A 17,453-nucleotide genomic window follows, 5' to 3' on the forward strand; every position below is an offset into this window, starting at 1 on the left:
TGTCACTGAATTTTCATTCCTCACACATACTAATCTACATCAAGCCCTTCTTCTTTTCTGGCTTTTTCATGCAGGTTCGTATTAAACAGCGCATAGATCGGGTTTTCTTCCTTGCTCATCCGGTTGTCAAATGGGATGCAGACATTGCCATGCTTGATGATTCCCGTACCGGACGGGGAATTATTTACAAACCGAAGCTGCGCTTCCGGTATCCCGGCCACACGGGAAAGCTCCTGGCTGTCTACATTTGCCTGTTTCAAAAGGGCGATAAACTCTGAGTTTCCAAGCATTGTGACTGCCGTATAATTCTGCAGCATATCAACTATGTTCTGTGTGATCCCGGTACATAAGCCGCCCAGCTTTCGCACCTTTTTCCACAAAGTGTAGAGATATTTTGCGCTGTATTCCTTATCAAGAACCGTATGGAACTCGTCAATATACAGCCATGTGGCACGTCCGATCTTTGCATTTTCCGCAATTCTTGCACTGATGTTCTCCAACATGACAAGCGTAGAGATTGCCCCCAGTTCCTTTCCCAAGTCCCTGGTCCCGTAAACAACAAACCGCGCCTGCACATTTACATTGGTATGGTTATTGAAAATATTCAAAGAGCCACTTACAAACAACTCCAATGCTAATGCGATATCCTTTGCCTCCGGTTCCAGCTGCTCCAGCAAAAGCTCATAGAATTCCCCCATTGTCGGGATATGCTTCTCCCTGCTTTTTGCAATGTCGATATACAGCTTCCGTACACATCGGTCAATGATAGATTTATGCCGGCTGTTCAGGTTATCCCCATAGCACTGCTCACACAATCCCAGCATAAACTCTCCCTTATCACGGATATATCCCTGGGAATCGTTCAGGTCAAGGGTCCACACATCCATCTCAAGAGGGTTGATATAGTTCTTTGTATAAGTAGACAGGTTAATGATCGCTGCCTGAGTTCCAAGCGCCTGTGCAATATCAAAGTATTCCAGGGTAGGGTCGATTACAATAATATCGTCCTCCGTCCCTAAAAACACCTGCATCATCTCGGATTTACTGAAATACGATTTTCCGCTGCCCGGTATGCCGAATACCATCCCGTTACCATTCGCCAGATTCTTCCGGTTGGCAAGACACAGATTATGGGACACCTGGTTGATTCCGTAGCAGACACCGCCTTTCTCATTCAATTCCTGCACATTAAAAGGCAGAAGTGCGGCGATGTCCCTGGTCAGCATGGTACGGAGTGTGGACACCTGCCGCCCGCCTACCGGAAGCACGGTATTCAGCGCTTCCAACTGTTGGTAATAATGCGGTTCGATCTGGCACATCCGCCCATTTCCCATGTTCCTCAAAGTCTCCGTAATGCTATTTCATCTGTCAGAATTTCCCTTGTTAAAACCGCCCCGGGGTTTTCCACCAGTTTCCGCAGAAGTCTCTGTTCGGTCCGGCTCAGTTCTACCGGGCTTTCATCCACCCGGAAATCCATTTTCCGAAAATCAAAATAATAATAATCTGTCTGGAAGATTTCCGGACTTTCAGCCTCCGTTTCCCTGAACTGAACTTCAATCCTTGCCCGAAGGACCATCAGACTGAAAGGTTTTGTGATATAGTCGTTTGCCCCCAGCTGCAGGCCTGTTACAATATCCATCTCCATATTATTAGCCGAGATCAGGATCACCGGCAAGGCACTGCGCTGCCGAATCTCCGCCAGCCAGTCCATCCCGTTTCCGTCCGGCAGATTAATATCCAGCAAAATCAAATCTACCTTTTCCTGTTCAAGTGCTGCCTTTCCGTCAGAGACAGATTCACACTGCAGACAGCTCTATTCCCTGCCTTACTTCACCTCCGGCCGCCCGGCCGGTGCGTTTATTTTTCTGTCATCCAAATGCCACCGATGTGTCAATGCCACACCGATGCTGGCAGTGATTTAGCAGCGACGACATATGAACCCGGAAAGAATTTCACCGCTCAGAAAAATCTGCTTTCCCGTCGTATCAAGTTCGATCTCGCCAAACGTCAGTGTCACATCTGCCCCTTTACCTCTCAAAAACTTTACGCAGCACCGCCCGCAGAATATCCAGGTCAATCGGCTTCGCCACATGGGCCGACATCCCGATGTCCAGGGATTTTTGAATATCCTCGGCAAAGGCGTTGGCGGTCATGGCGATGATAGGGATGGTCTTGGCATCTGGCCGGTCTAAAGCACGGATGGCGCGGGTTGCGTCATATCCGTCCATATCGGGCATCTGGATATCCATCAGGATAGCGTCATAGGTTCCCGGCGCGTCTTCCTGAAAGGTGCGTACCGCCTGGAGGCCGTCCGTTCTCGGTACAGACTCTGCGCCATACATACTGAGAAGTTCACAGAGAATTTCCGAATTAATGGTGTTATCTTCCGCCACCAGAAAGAGCCGTCCGGAAAAGACGTTCTCATCGGCCTCGCCCGAAAAATCACCCGCCAAAACAGGTTCGCTTGCAGCTTCCGCAACTTCGCCTTCAAGCTCCACCTGGAAGACGGAGCCATGATTTAAGCGGCTCTCCACAGTGATCTTTCCGTTCATCAGATCCACAAGGCCTTTTGTAATACTCAGGCCCAGGCCTGTACCTTCGATCCGCGCCGCCGCACGGCTCCGGGCAAAGGGAGCAAATATATTGTTGATGAATTCCTCCGGCATCCCAATTCCGGTGTCGCGAATCGTAAACCGGTAACGGACATGCTCCGAAGCCTTTACCGTTGGAATTTCTTCCACCCAAAATTCCACTTTCCCGCCCTCCGGGGTGAATTTTACGGCATTGCTCAGAATATTGATGAGAATCTGGTTGATCCGCAGTGAATCCCCATAAAAGGCCGGATGTGTAACTCCCTCCGCCTGAATCTCCATCGTAAGACCTGCCGCTTTCGCCTGAGGTTCGATAATAGCGGCAAGCTGTTCCACTATCTCCGGCAAATATACCCGCATATGGTTCAGCGTAATATTGGCGCGCTCGATCTTACTCATGTCCAGAACATCGTTTATCAGGCTTAACAGGTGTTTGCTGGAAACGGAAATCTTCTGCAGGCAGTCCGCCACCTTATCCCTGTCGTCCAACCGGGCGACGGCCAGCGTCGTCATTCCCATAATGGCATTCATAGGCGTGCGGATATCATGGCTCATGGCAGACAGAAAATCGCTTTTTGCCACACTGGCCTCTTCTGCCAGCGCCAATGCATTTTCCAGCGTCCTCACTGAATCGGTGATATCGCTGCAGACCAGACAAACCCGCGAAAGCTGCAGGTTCACGGCAGACATGGTGAGGTTTTTGGTGCGAATCTCACCATGTTCTCCCATCAGAGAGTAGGAAACCGTATACGTTCCCTCCTGTTCCAGCCGCCGGAGGATTTCAGCCGATACCATAGCCATTGCAAACCGCTCCTTATCCTTGGACATAATTGCGGTCTGCAGCATGGTGGAAACCAGCTCCGTATGGCTGCCCCGGTGCGGCGGTGTAAAACTTGACTCCTCGTTGCAGGTCAAAATCCTGTAGACGTCCTGCTCGAGATCCAAGTCTGCGACATAGTCGTAGCTGGCGACGGAAATCTGGTGCAGAATCCGGTCTGATATGACCTGCTCCGTAATGTCTGTCACTGTTAGGATTCCGGTGATATCGCCGCTGTCAGGCGCCTCCACCAGAATCACCTTAATGTGCACATACCGGCCCTTCTCGTCTGCCGGCAGCTTAACAAAGCATTTCAGGTTCAGCTCGGTTTCCCCCCGTGCAAAAGCCGCGACCGCTGGTGCGTTCAAATATATATCTCGGAACGCCTGCCGCTCCTCTTTGTCCACGATCAAGCTTGAAAGCCCGGTGAAAAACGCTTCCCGCACCGTCCCAAAGTGTTCTAAAAGGCCGGAATGGGTATGGTCGTCGATTTCCAGAATCCGGTTCCGGGTGATATTACAGCGGCCGACGATCAGAACATCAGGCCCCGCAAGACGGGAGTGCTGGACAATTAAGTCGTCATATTGACGTCTGAGCTGATTCCGCTCCTTCTCTTCCGTAATATCATGGTAGACGGCATATACCCTGCCTGTTCCCTCGTTATTTTGGATGATGGAAAATTTAGTCTTGGCCCAAATGTAGCCGCCTGCTTCATTTTTCAGCCGGTAGATCGACTCAAAGTGTTCTGTGCCGCTTGCCATATGCGACGAAAGTTCCGCCTTAAGCCACTCCTTGTCCTCGTGGTAGACACTTGCTGTTGCATCCTGCCGGCACAGCTTCCATGCCTCATTGGGATTCCTTCCGGTCATAGCGGCAAAACCTTCGGATATGTATTCCTTTGTCATAGCCCCGTCTTTTTCGTACCGGATCACGGCAATACCGCTGGGCAAATTTTCAATAATGGTTTGGAAGTATTGCTCCAGCCGCTCCTCTTCCCGTTTCTTTTCCGTAATATCCAGAATGTATTCGATGTGCGCGGACCGTCCGTTCCAATTAATCAGCTTTCCGCTGAGCTGGTAAATACGGCCATCCGTGGAACGCATGAATTCCCGTACCAAAAGTTCTTTGTCATTCATTTGGTCTACTTTGCAGAAAGGACATGGTTCATTAAGACCTGCCGCTTGAAAGCAGGTTGTTCCCTGACCCGGTGTTTTCCATAACAGCATTTCCTTTGCCGTCCGGTTGATATAAAGCAGTTCCCAGTCGTCCGCCGCTGAAACATAAATGGCTGCTGGCGCGTTATCCAGTACTTCAGTCAGATGTTCCATAGAGAGCCGGCTCTTTTCATTCATAACAGTCCCCCTTTTTTTAATCCTGCCGAAGCTTTTCTGTTTTCCGAAACGCCGCCTGAATTTTCCTGTCCAGTATACGTTTTATGGTTTGGTTGTAATCGGCGCCATAGGCCTCAAAAATCATTTTGAACTTCCCCATCTTCTCACTCCTCCTTGCCAAACATAAAGTCATATAGTATCCGGTACAGCCGTTTCGGCTCAATGGCCTTTGCCAGATGGGCATACTACCATAACTATTTACGCAGAACAGAGTCCTTTGCATCTAACAGCAGACGATATAATTGCCCGATATCAAAAGGCTTGGGCAAAAAGCCCGTCATGCCGGCTTTTGCCGCACTTTCCTGATCCTCCTGGAAGGTATTGGCCGTCATAGCCAAAATTGGAACAGTGGCTGCGTCCGGTCTTGCCAGCGCCCGGATTTCCATGGTGGCCGCAAGTCCATTCTTTATCGGCATATTAATATCCATTAAAATAACGTTGTAAGTTGACGGAGGACTTTCTTTAAATAGCTCCACTGCCTTCTGACCGTCTATGGCTCTGTCCACCGTAATCCCTTTTATCTCCATAAGCGAAACTGCTATTTCCGCGTTCAAATCATTATCTTCAGCCAACAGTACATGAAGCCCCCGCAGTTTTTCCTCTTCAATCTCAACCGCATCATTTTCATCAGCGATCGGTTCGGTACACACGGGAAGCTTTATGGTAAAGTAAAATTCCGATCCAATTCCAGGCTTGCTATCCACCTTCAGTTCTCCGCCCATCAAGGATACCAGATGGCTGCTGATGGCAAGGCCCAGACCTGTACCGGATGCCCGCAGGTTACTATTCTTTGCCTGTTCAAAGGAATAAAAGATTCTCTCCATATCCTCAGGCTGAATGCCAATACCGTTGTCTTTTACGCTGAACCGTAGGGTTACGGATTCAATCGAACGTTCTCTTTCCTCAATGCGCATCCATACCGATCCACCCTTGTCGGTAAACTTGCAAGCGTTCGACAGTAAGTTGGTAAGCACCTGCTGCAGCCGCATCCGGTCACCCTTAACATGGGGAGACTCCGTTAGGCAGGACACCTCCAGAGAGATTCCCTTTTCCTTGGCCTGCGCCCCCAGCATGCTTTCAGTCTGCAGAACCATTTTTTCCAGATCAAGCGGCACCCTTTCAATCTTCATCTTATTACTGTCTATCTTAGACATATCCAGCACATCGTTAAGTAAGGAAAGCAGAAAGTTCGCGGAAGAATGAATTTTCCCTAAGTTTTGATCCACCTCCGGCGTGGTTCCGCCGGACATCCTGATCAGGTTTGTCAGCCCGATGATAGCATTCATGGGCGTCCGGATCTCATGGCTCATCCGGGACAAAAACTCGGATTTGGTTTTGCTGGTCTCCACCGCTTTATTCAGCTCCAGCCGGATCATTTTTGTCCGCATTTTATAGCGGCTGATCAAGAAGATAATCATAAAGATCAGCAGGATAAAGCCGATACAGATGGTCAGGAACATGACAGGATTTGTATAGATCAGGCTTTTCAGGGTGATGGCGTTGTTCCTTGGTATCATAGTATTGTTTGCAATTAGTTCCACAGTCTCATCGGCAGAAATATTATTGACAGCCTTACTGAGGATGGAATAGAGGACCGCGTCCGTCCGCTGCGGTAAAGCCAGACTGAATTTTACCTGCGCACCAGTGTCCGCTATCAATAGGATATTGGCGTAATAGTCTTTTGAATAGTAGTCGTCAACAAAGGCGGCCGGCATAATGGTATAGTCCACGTCATCATTGCTGTTGATTGCGTTAATACATTCCTGATACCCACTGTAATATATAGCGGTATCCTCGTCTGAAAGCGGCTTAACCGTACGTCCTTTGGGCACTGCCATAACCTGTGGCCCTGTGCTGGATCTTCGTTTGTCACGAAGGATAACGGAATCGAGTCTCGCATATTCAGAGACACGAATAAGTCCCAGGGATTTGGCGGAAGCGTCGTTATCCATAAAGCTGCCGACAAGGTCGGCTTCGCCCGCAAGAGCCATATCCAACATTTCCTGATAGGTGTCGGCAAGTACATATTCAAAGGAAATGCCTGTCCGCTCCGCAACAAGAGCCAAACATTGGGGTACCATGCCTTTTGTTCCATCTTCCTGCATATAAAACAGCGGGTATCGGTCCCGAAGAACCGCAACCTTCAAGGTCCCTCTTTCTTTAATGTAGGATAGCTCCTGGTCGGTAAATGTGATGGAATTAATATATTTGTCTGGAAAATACTTATCGTACAGCTGCTCCGCAAAAGCAGGATTGGCGGCATATACCTGCTCCATCGCCCAGGATAATTCTTCACACAGTTCCGGGTCCGCTTTGGGAGTGATGATGTAGTATGGCTCCCCGCTGAATTTGGCGGCTACATTGTAATGGTCTTTCATGTATATGTCATTTCCCAGCAGCAAATCGACCTTATCCGTCTCAAGGCAGTTTTCATACTCCTTGCTGTCGTCATAATACACAAGTTCACATTGAATATTGTTGAAATCTAGGAATTTCTCGAGCCGTTCTATTTTTGCGGTGGCCTTGCGCAGTACGCCGATGCGCTTGCCGTTCATGGTGGTATAGTCGTACTGCTTGATGCTTTGATCGTCCCTGCGGTATATAAGCAAGGAGTAATTGGAGCCCATGATATATTTCGGATAATTAAAATATTCCTCAATCTGCGGATTCTTAAACATTCCGCCCATCAGGTCGTATTGGCCTGCCATCATATCATGGATCAGCTCGTTGCCGTCACCTGTGACAATTTCATACTCCCAGCCGGTGTACTTGGCAATCTCCTGCAGCCAATCATAGACGCATCCGCCAAAGGTGCCGTCCTCATACACCTCGTTGATTCCCGGGCTTTCTGGGAATGCTACGGTTAGCACACGGGGATCTTCCGGCTCTTCTGCTGCGGCAGTAACCGGAAAGACTGCCAAGATAAAAACAGCAGACAATAAATATATACATCGCGTTAAAAGTCGTTTGCTCATTTTGAAACCTCCAGAACCGGCGGATTCATCGCCTATGTAAAATTTTGTGCTACAGGACAGCAGATTTTGATCTACCTCCGGCATGGTTCCGCCGGACATCCTTTTTTCGCCTGTGATGCCCGTTCCTTTTCACGCCATTTGAAAAGGAACGTGGAGAGCAGTTCGGAAAATAGGATAAGGGCATCAATTTCGTTTTGCACCCACATTCTGCCTGAACAATCATGAAAACCGACCATTCCTGCAAATTTTCCATCGTTATAGAGCGCGCACTGCAGCATGGAGCGGACATCCGGAGGAATCAACAAACGACGCTGCTCTTTTAGCAGGACAGATGTATCGGCACAATAGAAAACACCTTTGCTGTCAAAGCTTTCCCGGCAAACATCCATCTCCTCATAAGGAATACACTGAAAATTCTCTTTTTGCGAAGAGATTCCTTCGTTGCACCACTCAAAGGTATTGCTGCAGGTTCTGCCGTTACCAGCCCCCTCAAACAAGCTGACCCGGCTTACTCCCAATTTTTGTCCCCACATTTTTAATACGAATGGAAGAGTTTTTTCCATCTCGGACGTTTTATACAAGATTTGAAAAGCCTGCTCGCCCAATTTTGCAACCTCATAATCACCGCTTTCGTTCGACTCAATTCGGGTACGCTTCATGGATGACCGCTGCATTGCTGCCTCAGCCACACGATTCGAGGTATCTTCATTATAAAAGGCGAACTGGTTTTTCCCAAGCAGCTTCGCCATATATAAAGCACGGTCGCAGCAGTTAAACAGGTCCTGATAGTTGGACGCATCGTGGGGGTAGCAGGCAAGGCCCACACTGCAGGAAAGGGAAACGTCTCGTTGGGTATCTTGCAGCATGGTTTGCATGACACCTACCAATTTTTCTGCACGTCTTATCAGTAAATCCCGGCTCGGAATATGATTTATGAATACCTGAAACTCATCCCCGCCGATTCGGGCGACAATATCCTCGGAACGGAATTGTCTTTGCAGCTGATCCGCCGCCTCGATCAGTACGGCATCGCCGAACATGTGGCCGTAGGTGTCGTTGACCGCTTTGAAATTATCCAGATCGATCAGAAGCATAGCACCTGCTCCAGCTGATTGGCTGTCCTCCAGCATACTGCGTATCCGCCGATAGGCAGCCTCCTTGTTCAGCAAATTCGTCAGCCCATCCCTGTCCGCTTTTTCAATCAGATTTTGTGTCCGGCGTTTTTCCCGGTCAATATCCAAGATCACGCCAACCGCCTTGACAGGCTGTCCATCCTGATCAAATTGAGTAGTGGCCCTGATGCGGCACCATATGTACCGGCCTTCGGCGTTTGCAATCCTCAGCTCCGCTTCTACATAAGGCGCGCCTTCGCTCACACGGTTCAGCAGATGGACGAAGACCTGGACATCTTCCGGCAGGATATGGGATGACTGCGGAATCCGAAGATTGATCTCATCGGTAATAGGATCATACCCAAACTTCTTGACCCAATTTCGGGAGTAATAGAGCTTGTTTGACGCCATATCCAATTCAAAGATGACGTCGTTTGACTGGTCAAGAATAATCCGGTGGCGCTCCAGGGCCAGCCGGAGCTTTTCCTGCTCCTTCTTTTCTGTTGTGATGTCAATCAGCATGCAGCTGATGTAATCCATTCCGCTCTCGTCTGTATATAGTTGGCTCTTATTCAGTATCCAAAGTACCTTTCCGTCTTTCGTAACCACCCGGTACTCTATTTCATATGTATTTCCTTTATTTTGTTGTTCTCTGACCTCCCTGATAACTTTTTCCCGGTCTTCTGGATAAATTATTTCCGTAAACCGGTTGTGAAATACCTGTTCCATCTCAGCCCTGGTGTATCCTAGCAGAGCGGTAAACCCGTCATTGATGTCTATAACGGTAAACCACCGGTCATTCAGGCATTTTTGTATGCCAAGCAGCGAATTGTCCATAACCGGGCAAGCTATATTGGAGGCCTTTCTCGGTGAAGCTGCATTCTTATCGCACATACGCCAAACCACCAGTATTTTATGCTGATTTGGGATATCTGCATATATTCGCAGTATTGTCACTTCATACCAGATGTATTCCCCGGTGGTGCAATGATACACACGGTACTTCCGGGATTTCTTCATGACGCCGCTTTTTAAAAATTCCTCAAGATAACCGACAGGCTGGATGAGATCCCTATCATCAGGATGAACTGCTTCCTGCAAAAACGCCAAATAGGATGCTTCAAAAAGGCCCACCGGGTTCAGCTTGTCAAAATCATTGTTCTGCTTATAGACCAGATGATAGACGCCGCTGTTCATATCCACCTCCATTACCGTGGAATTCTCATAGCGAAGCATGGCGAAATATTTCATCTGGCCGAATTCAAGTGTATTGATTTCAAATGACGGTTCGTTTATACCTGGATCATGGTTTTTAGAAAAGTGTATCTGCGGGGAATGTCCATCCGCATATTCATTGGCAATCCTCGCAAATATCTCACGAATCTTCTTAAAGCATTCCAAAAGGCGCGGAGCAAAAATGCCGCACTGGCCATTCAGGAGCATATTGCTGGCAGTTTCGGGGGAATACGCCTTTTTGTATACCCGGTCCGTGGTAAGCGCATCATACACATCGGCAATACCCGCCGCCTGAGCACAGATTGGAATGTTGTTCATGGCAAGGCCCTCGGGGTAACCGCTTCCATCCCAGCGTTCGTGATGATAACGGCAAATGTTATATGCGTATTGCAGATATTCCTTATCGTGCATACGCCCAAGATCATTTAATATCTCGCAGCCTTTCGCGGGATGGGTTTTCATGATTTCCATTTCTTCCGGAGTCAGGGGGCCCGGTTTATTGAGAATAGCATCGGGGATCGCAATCTTTCCGATATCGTGAAGGGTAGCGGCTCTGGCAATCACCTCGATTTTCCTCTCGTCCAGGTCATATTCCGGATAACTGCGCATCACATCCTCCAGCAGCGCCCGGATGAACAGCCGGATACGCAAAACGTGCTGCCCTGTTTCCACGCTGCGGTGTTCAATGACGGAAGAGAGGACGTCCGTCAGCGCATCGGTGGAATTCCGCAGGGTAACGGCCTGCTCCCGGATAATATCCTCCTGATGCTGCCGGTGCTCATTTAATTCAATCACATTTTGCACCCGGCGCTTTACCGTACAAGCTTCAAAGGGGCGCAGGATGATATCCGTCGCGCCCGAATCAAAGGCACGCACCTCATCCTCCGGTGCTTCCTCACTGGTTATGACGATGACCGGAACTGTCTGGAGCAGACCGCTTGACTTCATTTCCGCCATCATCTGATATCCGTCTTTTACAGGCATGACGATATCAAGCAACACAGCGGCGATCCGGTCACAGCACTGGTTCAGCAGCATCAACCCCTGCTCACCGTTCTGTGCTTCCAGTATATTAAAGTCTTTGGCAAACAAATTACGGAGGATAGCACGGTTGACCTCCATATCGTCTACAATCAAAAGGGTATTGCGGTTCATCGTCATAACTCATTCCTTTCCGGGACAGCATCATGCTGTCAAGATGCCGAATTTGCGTTAGCGTTGGGTGTTATAAAGTTATAAACGTATACAGATTATGTTCGTTAAAAGAACTATACGTGATTTTCATGTATGATCCTAGTGCAGCAAAGTTCTGTTCTTTTCAAAAGTATCCGGCGCTGGGGGAGCCAAACATATTCCCTCCATTGCACCATAGGAAACCAAGGTGTTTCTTATGAGGGTAAAGATATCCATGTAGATTTCCTGTATGATATCGGCAAACGCCGTTTTTTCTTTTATAAGCAAAAATTGCAGCGCCGTTTTGCTTTTTTCATGGACAAACTGATACTGCTCTTTATTCCGTTGTGCAAAGGAAAAGTAATATCCCCAAGAGAGAAGCAGTTCCATTTGAGCATATATTTCGCGTATCCCGTTATAAGGCTGCGCCTTGACAAGGGCTTTTATTAATATAAATGCCACGGAGCGGTTATCTTCATCCGCCCCCTCAATAACAAGACGGTGGATGGTTTCCGGCTCAAGACGGTCAAATCCCAGAAGGGCTATCGTCCGGCAGGTCATGGCGCACATATGGAGGGCGCTCAGAAAGGTAACCGCATCGCGCTTCATGGCTGCGTCTTTTATTTGAATATCGAAGCTGGCGGCAGCGTTCAGCGTAACAATAGAGCCGGCCTTTTTAACGGTTCGGACAATTCCCAATGTATTCAGTACCCCCAGCGCTTTTCTCACTGTTGACGGCGAAACCGCATACTCATCTGCCAGTTCCATGATTGTCGGCAGGCTGCCATTCACTGGATAGATATTTTTTCCTATCTTGGAAGCGAGCTGGCGAGAGATCTCCATATAGAGAAACACGCGGCCGTTTCTGGCATCCCATTGATAGGCAGATTTCTCCAGGTTGGAAAACTGGGGATATATTTCCGCAAGTTCCTCTAAATATTTTTCTACTTTTCTGGCCCCATTTACATACAGCTCTTCTATACGTGTATACAGTCCTTCATAATCTTTTGCTTTGATCGCGTCAAAAAGGTAGCTAATATTTCGTTCCCGGTCCCATGTCATATCAAGGAATGGATTCTTAAACCCTTCCAATACCGGCACCTGCCCGTATATGTTCATATTGATGAAAAGCTCTGTCAGCAGGCGGTTTCCATGAAATGAAATGATTTGCTGAATAATATGGGTGCTGACGCGCCACTTCTCCTTGATCGGCTTATCCGTAAGCCCTCTCGCAGACCGAATCATTTCCTCCAAATGAGAGGTATCGCACATCATGGCGCCGCTGGCGATTATATGCGGGAAGAAACAGCCCATAGTCTTCAGTAAATCAACCACCGCCTCCTTACGTGCCAATAGCTGTTTGGCACGCAAGGAGTCCGTTAGTTCGTCGTTTCGATAAATGACCGTGGCATTTTTTCGGATTTCTGTTTTGATATATCCGTTGTCGTTCAACGCTTTTAAGACGTCGTTTACCGTTCGTATGCCTACGTTATATATTCGGCAAAGTTCTCTGATCGACGGCAGCCTTTCGCCATAACGAAGCTTTTCCGTGTGTATTTCCGCAGTCAAGGTGGTGTATAGATATTGAAAAAGAGTTGAGGGTTCTTCCATACCTACCAACCTTTCTACTCCTATGAAACATCGTCATGGATGAATGGAGTTTATTTTACTATATATAGACTACACTATTTGACGATAAAACGCAAGAAAAGCAGAAAATAAGTTCCTAGGCCAATCAATGAGGGGATAGAGATCCAACAGGTTGAAGTCCAGAAACACAAAGCCCATCGGTTGCCACAAAGGGTGGTGCGTGTGTTGGGCAAAGCATAGTTTTCATGAACGGTCTGCGTCACCAATTTATCTATTCCCAAAACAGCAATAGCCAGGAGGGTTGACCTCCTGGCTGCTTTCTTTTCATCAACTATATAGTTTACTTTTGATTATCTGTAATAAACATAGCATCCCCAAACGAAAAGAACCGATATTTTTCTCTCACAGCCTCCTCATACGCCTTCATAATATGTTCTTTCCCAGCCAAAGCCGATACCAGCATGAGCAGAGTAGATTCCGGAAGATGAAAATTAGTGATCAATCCGTCAATGATCTTAAATTCATACCCCGGATAGATAAATATCTCTGTCCATCCGCTTTTCGCCTGAAGATTTCCATTCTCATCCGCGGCAGATTCCAGTGTACGGCAGCTTGTAGTTCCAACCGAAATGATCCTGCCGCCGTTTTTCTTGGTATCATTGATCAGTTTTGCCTGATCTTCCTCCACCACATAAAACTCTGAATGCATATGGTGCTTTTCCACATCATCAACTTTCACCGGGCGGAAAGTTCCGAGTCCCACATGCAGCGTAACATGGGCAATCCCCACTCCCATCTGCCGAATCTCTTCCAACAGTTCCTCTGTAAAATGCAGCCCTGCCGTAGGCGCGGCTGCGCTTCCCTCATTTTTGGCGTAAACAGTCTGATATCTGTTCTTATCCTGCAGCTTATGGGTAATATACGGCGGAAGAGGCATTTCCCCCAGTTTATCCAGGATTTCCTCAAAAATGCCCTCATAGCTGAATTTGATCAGACGGTTTCCTTCCTCCACCACATCTATGACTTCCCCTGTGAGAAGTCCGTCCCCAAAGCGGATAACCGTCCCCGGTTTCGCCTTCTTCCCCGGCTTTACCAGTGTTTCCCACACATTATCGCCTTTTCTTTTCAGCAGCAGTATCTCAATCCCGGCATCTGTTCCCACCTTGCTTCCGTACAGACGGGCGGGAATCACCTTTGTGTCATTGATGACAAGGCAGTCTCCCGGTTTTAAATATCTGGTGATATGTTTAAAATCTGTATGCTCGATCTCACCTGTTTCCCGGTCCAGATGCAGCAACCTGGAGGCGGAACGGTCAGCAAGGGGATCCTGCGCGATCAGTTCCTCCGGCAAATCATAATAAAAATCCGATGTCTTCATGTTTTCTCCTTTATTTCTGTAAACAGCAGGCCGGGCAGATAGATCCGGTTCCCTGACACTGCCTGCCACATGGCTGATCAGCCAAACACTACATCCTCTTCCAGAAGCACTGCCCTGCCGTCTGCCACCTCCACGATATTGACACCGCAGTTGGGCGGAACACAGCCATGCCAGAAATTATCGATTTCCGCATCGGCATAGACATTCTGCAGAAGCGCCCGCACAGCACATCCGTGGGATGCGATCAGCAGTGTTTTATCCTGCAGCTTCTCCCTGTATATAAGCTCCTGGTAAAAATCTTTTGTCCTTGTGCAGATTTCCCTGATACTCTCCCCGCCTTTTGGCGGCTCATATACCTCTGTATGATGAAAAAAATTATCCAGCATATGGGCAGGCAAAAGGGCGGAATCCCGCCCTTCCCATTCGCCGAAAGAAATTTCCCGGAGACGTTCATCGTCATATATGGGTATATTCCTTCCGGACAGTATCAGTTCTGCAGTTATTTTAGCCCGTTTTAACGGGCTGGTAAAACAGAGGTCAAAGGGAATCTCTTTTAACGCTTCCCCCGTCCGCTTTGCCAGAGTAATGCCATTCTCATTTAAATCCGTATCCGAGGCTCCCTGAAGCCTTCTCTGGACATTCCAGGAGGTTTCCCCGTGACGGATAATATAAAGCTTCATTCCCGCTCTCCTAAAATTTCTGCAAGCCGCGCCTTTTGTCTTATTTACGCAGCTCTATTCCAAGGCCTTCCAGCCCGTTTAAGATTTTCTTCATGGCTGCTGTGATCTCAGCCTCCTCCAGTGTTTTATCTTTCGCACGGAAGGTAACAGAATACGCCAAGGATTTATATCCGTCTTTGATCTGGCTTCCCTCGTAGATATCAAAGAGATGATAGCTCTCCAGGATTTTGCCGCCGCGCTGTTCAAGAATATGTTCAATCTCACCTGCCAGCACGTGTTTCGGTACTACCATACTGATATCACGGCTCACTGCCGGGAACTTTGCGATTCCTTCGTACTTTCTGTCAAATGTTGCAAACTCCAAAACAGCCGGAATATCCAGCACAGCCACATAAGCTCTCTCTCCAATGCCGTAGGTGTCCGCAACAGCCGGGTGTACCTCTCCTATATAACCGATCATGGTTCCGCTGTAGATAATGTCTGCCTGACGCCCCGGATGGAGGAAGGGCCTGCCTGATCTCGGATCATATTCTTCCTTCTCGTGCATACCGATCTTATCCAGGAATTCCTCCACAACGCCTTTCATGGTAAAGAAATCTCCTGCTCCATACATACCCAGGGTAAACATCATTCTCTCTTTGGGCAGATCCTTAAGAGGCAGCTCCTTCGGCAGATATATATTGCCCAGCTCATACAGACGTACATCCTTATTTCTTCTCTTATAATTTGTTCCGAGAGACTGGAGCATACCGTTCAGCGGTGTAGTCCTCATGATACTGAAATCTTCACCCAGAGGATTGGAAATGGTGATCACTTTGCGCAGCTCATCATCAGCGGGAATCAGCAGTTTGTCAAATACCTTAGGGCTTTCAAAGGAATAGCAGTACCCCTGTGAAAATCCATTGCATTCTGCCATATCTCTTGCAGCCTGCTCAATGCGCAGCTTAAACGGCAGTTTTCCTGTGGTAGCCTCTCCCTTTGGAAGGGTTGTGGGGATATTGTCATAACCGTAGAAACGTGCCACTTCCTCCGCAATATCCGCAGTGCGGAAAATGTCAGCGCGGAAGGTAGGTGCTACGATTTCATTGGTGTTCTCATCATATGCCAGCTCCACTTTTGAGAGATAGGAAAGCATTTCCTCCCTGGAAAGCTCAGTCCCCAGTAAGTCATTTATCTTCTCCGGCTCAAATGCAACCCGTACCGGTTCCTTCACTTTGGAATACACATCAACCATTTGGCCCACCACTTCACCGCAGCCAAATTCTTCGATCAGCTGGCACGCTCTGTCGATGGCAGCCTCCGCGTTGTTTGGATCCAGTCCCTTCTCGAATTTTCCGGAAGCATCTGTCCTGAGTCCCACTTTTTTACTGGAGAGACGGATATTAACACCGTCAAAGCAGGCAGCCTCAAATAATACAGTGCTTACTGTATCGGTGATCATGGAATTTTCCCCGCCCATGATACCGGCAATTCCAACCGGTTTTTTGCCGTCGCAGATCATCAGCACGGAATCATCCAGAACACGCTCCTGGCCGTCCAGTGTGACGAATTTCTCATCTTTTGAGGCACGGCGCACAATGATTTCCTGTCCTTCAATGGTGTCCATATCATAGGCATGCATAGGCTGTCCGAATTCTTCCATCACGTAATTGGTGATATCTACCAGATTATTGATGGGGCGGATACCATTTGCAGCCAGACAGCGCTGCATCCATTTCGGTGAAGGACCGATCTTTACGTTTTTTACCACCCTTGCACAGTAGCGGGGACACAGATCCGGGTCCTCAACACTCACTTTGACGTAGTCATGGGCATCCTCTTCATTTCCATTCACTTCCACTGTTGGAGGAACGAATTTTTTATGAAAAGTGGCTGCTGCTTCTCTTGCGATACCGATCACACTGTAGCAGTCCACGCGGTTTGAAGTGATCTCATATTCAAATACCACGTCATCCAGTCCCAGTGCATGGATAGCACTCTCGCCAACCACTGCATCCTCCGGGAAAATGTATATGCCGTATTCCGGAGCTTCCGGATAAAATTCTTTTGTGGAGCCCAGCTCTTCAATAGAGCACATCATGCCGCAGGATTCTATCCCACGCAGTTTTCCTTTTTTGATCTTTACACCGCCTGGTGTCTTCTTGCCGTCATGACCGCCTGCCACACGGCCCCCGTCCAGGACTACCGGGATTTTGTCGCCCTCTTTTACATTTGGTGCACCGGTCACGATCTGAACAGTCTCACTTCCCACATTGACCTGACAGATGATCAGTTTGTCTGCATCCGGGTGAGGCTCGATCTTCTCAATCTGTCCGATAACGATATTTTCCAGATCTGCATCCAGCTCTTCAAACCCTTCCACTTTGGTTCCGGATAAGGTCATTGCATCTGTATATTCCTGTGCCGTAACGTCAAGATCCGGCACATACATTTTAATCCATGATAAAGATGTATTCATTGTTGTTCTCCTCTATAATTATTATTCTGCCTTTAGATCTCCTGATTTCTCT

General features: G+C 48.1%; 10 protein-coding genes. All 10 read right to left on the bottom strand.

Going from position 1 to position 17,453, the window contains the following annotated elements; genetic code table 11:
* Positions 1-29: 29 nt before the first annotated feature.
* The 10 genes from A4V09_RS08470 to pheT all read right to left on the bottom strand — a co-directional run bounded on the left by A4V09_RS08470 (position 30) and on the right by pheT (position 17,401).
* Positions 30-1,334 (bottom strand): VirB4-like conjugal transfer ATPase, CD1110 family, encoded by a 1,305-nt coding sequence (locus A4V09_RS08470; RefSeq protein WP_084043498.1) that lies wholly within the window; start codon positions 1,332-1,334, stop codon positions 30-32.
* A 5-nt stretch (positions 1,335-1,339) separates the two neighbouring features.
* Complete coding sequence (locus A4V09_RS08475) at positions 1,340-1,807, bottom strand: response regulator transcription factor (protein ID WP_084043499.1); 468 nt, start codon at positions 1,805-1,807, stop codon at positions 1,340-1,342.
* 220 nt (positions 1,808-2,027) lie between these two features.
* Positions 2,028-4,760, bottom strand: coding sequence for a PAS domain-containing hybrid sensor histidine kinase/response regulator family protein (locus A4V09_RS08480; protein ID WP_065541961.1), 2,733 nt, complete (start codon positions 4,758-4,760; stop codon positions 2,028-2,030).
* A gap of 16 nt (positions 4,761-4,776) precedes the next feature.
* Positions 4,777-4,899 (bottom strand): hypothetical protein, encoded by a 123-nt coding sequence (locus A4V09_RS25730; RefSeq protein WP_274537195.1) that lies wholly within the window; start codon positions 4,897-4,899, stop codon positions 4,777-4,779.
* Positions 4,900-4,993: 94 nt separating this feature from the next.
* Positions 4,994-7,774: an ATP-binding protein gene (locus A4V09_RS08485; protein ID WP_065544698.1), complete on the bottom strand. Its 2,781-nt coding sequence runs from the start codon at positions 7,772-7,774 to the stop codon at positions 4,994-4,996.
* Positions 7,775-7,845: 71 nt separating this feature from the next.
* Positions 7,846-11,283 carry a diguanylate cyclase gene (locus A4V09_RS08490; RefSeq protein WP_084043501.1) on the bottom strand — a complete coding sequence of 1,146 codons (3,438 nt, stop codon included), beginning with the start codon at positions 11,281-11,283 and terminating at the stop codon, positions 7,846-7,848.
* A 132-nt stretch (positions 11,284-11,415) separates the two neighbouring features.
* Positions 11,416-12,906, bottom strand: a complete 1,491-nt coding sequence (locus tag A4V09_RS08495; RefSeq protein WP_242964115.1) for a GntR family transcriptional regulator — start codon at positions 12,904-12,906, stop codon at positions 11,416-11,418.
* Between the two features lie 319 nt (positions 12,907-13,225).
* The gene (queA, locus tag A4V09_RS08500; RefSeq protein WP_065544699.1) at positions 13,226-14,263 is read right to left on the bottom strand and encodes a tRNA preQ1(34) S-adenosylmethionine ribosyltransferase-isomerase QueA; all 1,038 of its coding nucleotides are present in this window, start codon (positions 14,261-14,263) and stop codon (positions 13,226-13,228) included.
* Positions 14,264-14,340: 77 nt separating this feature from the next.
* Entirely contained in the window at positions 14,341-14,943 is a 603-nt protein-coding gene (locus tag A4V09_RS08505; protein ID WP_065541964.1) for a histidine phosphatase family protein, read from the bottom strand.
* A gap of 40 nt (positions 14,944-14,983) precedes the next feature.
* Positions 14,984-17,401: a phenylalanine--tRNA ligase subunit beta gene (pheT, locus tag A4V09_RS08510; protein ID WP_065541965.1), complete on the bottom strand. Its 2,418-nt coding sequence runs from the start codon at positions 17,399-17,401 to the stop codon at positions 14,984-14,986.
* Positions 17,402-17,453 lie beyond the last annotated feature (52 nt).

Source organism: Blautia pseudococcoides, assembly GCF_001689125.2.
Taxonomy (GTDB): Bacteria; Bacillota; Clostridia; order Lachnospirales; family Lachnospiraceae; genus Blautia; species Blautia pseudococcoides.

What these genes read in the sequence shown, in the direction of transcription:
- A4V09_RS25730 (WP_274537195.1), bottom strand. Translation starts at nt 4,899, where the DNA reads ATGGGGAAGTTCAAAATGATTTTTGAGGCCTATGGCGCCGATTACAAC.
- queA (WP_065544699.1), bottom strand. Translation starts at nt 14,263, where the DNA reads ATGAAGACATCGGATTTTTATTATGATTTGCCGGAGGAACTGATCGCG.
- A4V09_RS08470 (WP_084043498.1), bottom strand. Translation starts at nt 1,334, where the DNA reads ATGGGAAATGGGCGGATGTGCCAGATCGAACCGCATTATTACCAACAG.
- A4V09_RS08495 (WP_242964115.1), bottom strand. Translation starts at nt 12,906, where the DNA reads ATGGAAGAACCCTCAACTCTTTTTCAATATCTATACACCACCTTGACT.
- A4V09_RS08490 (WP_084043501.1), bottom strand. Translation starts at nt 11,283, where the DNA reads ATGACGATGAACCGCAATACCCTTTTGATTGTAGACGATATGGAGGTC.
- A4V09_RS08480 (WP_065541961.1), bottom strand. Translation starts at nt 4,760, where the DNA reads ATGAATGAAAAGAGCCGGCTCTCTATGGAACATCTGACTGAAGTACTG.
- A4V09_RS08485 (WP_065544698.1), bottom strand. Translation starts at nt 7,774, where the DNA reads ATGAGCAAACGACTTTTAACGCGATGTATATATTTATTGTCTGCTGTT.
- pheT (WP_065541965.1), bottom strand. Translation starts at nt 17,401, where the DNA reads ATGAATACATCTTTATCATGGATTAAAATGTATGTGCCGGATCTTGAC.
- A4V09_RS08505 (WP_065541964.1), bottom strand. Translation starts at nt 14,943, where the DNA reads ATGAAGCTTTATATTATCCGTCACGGGGAAACCTCCTGGAATGTCCAG.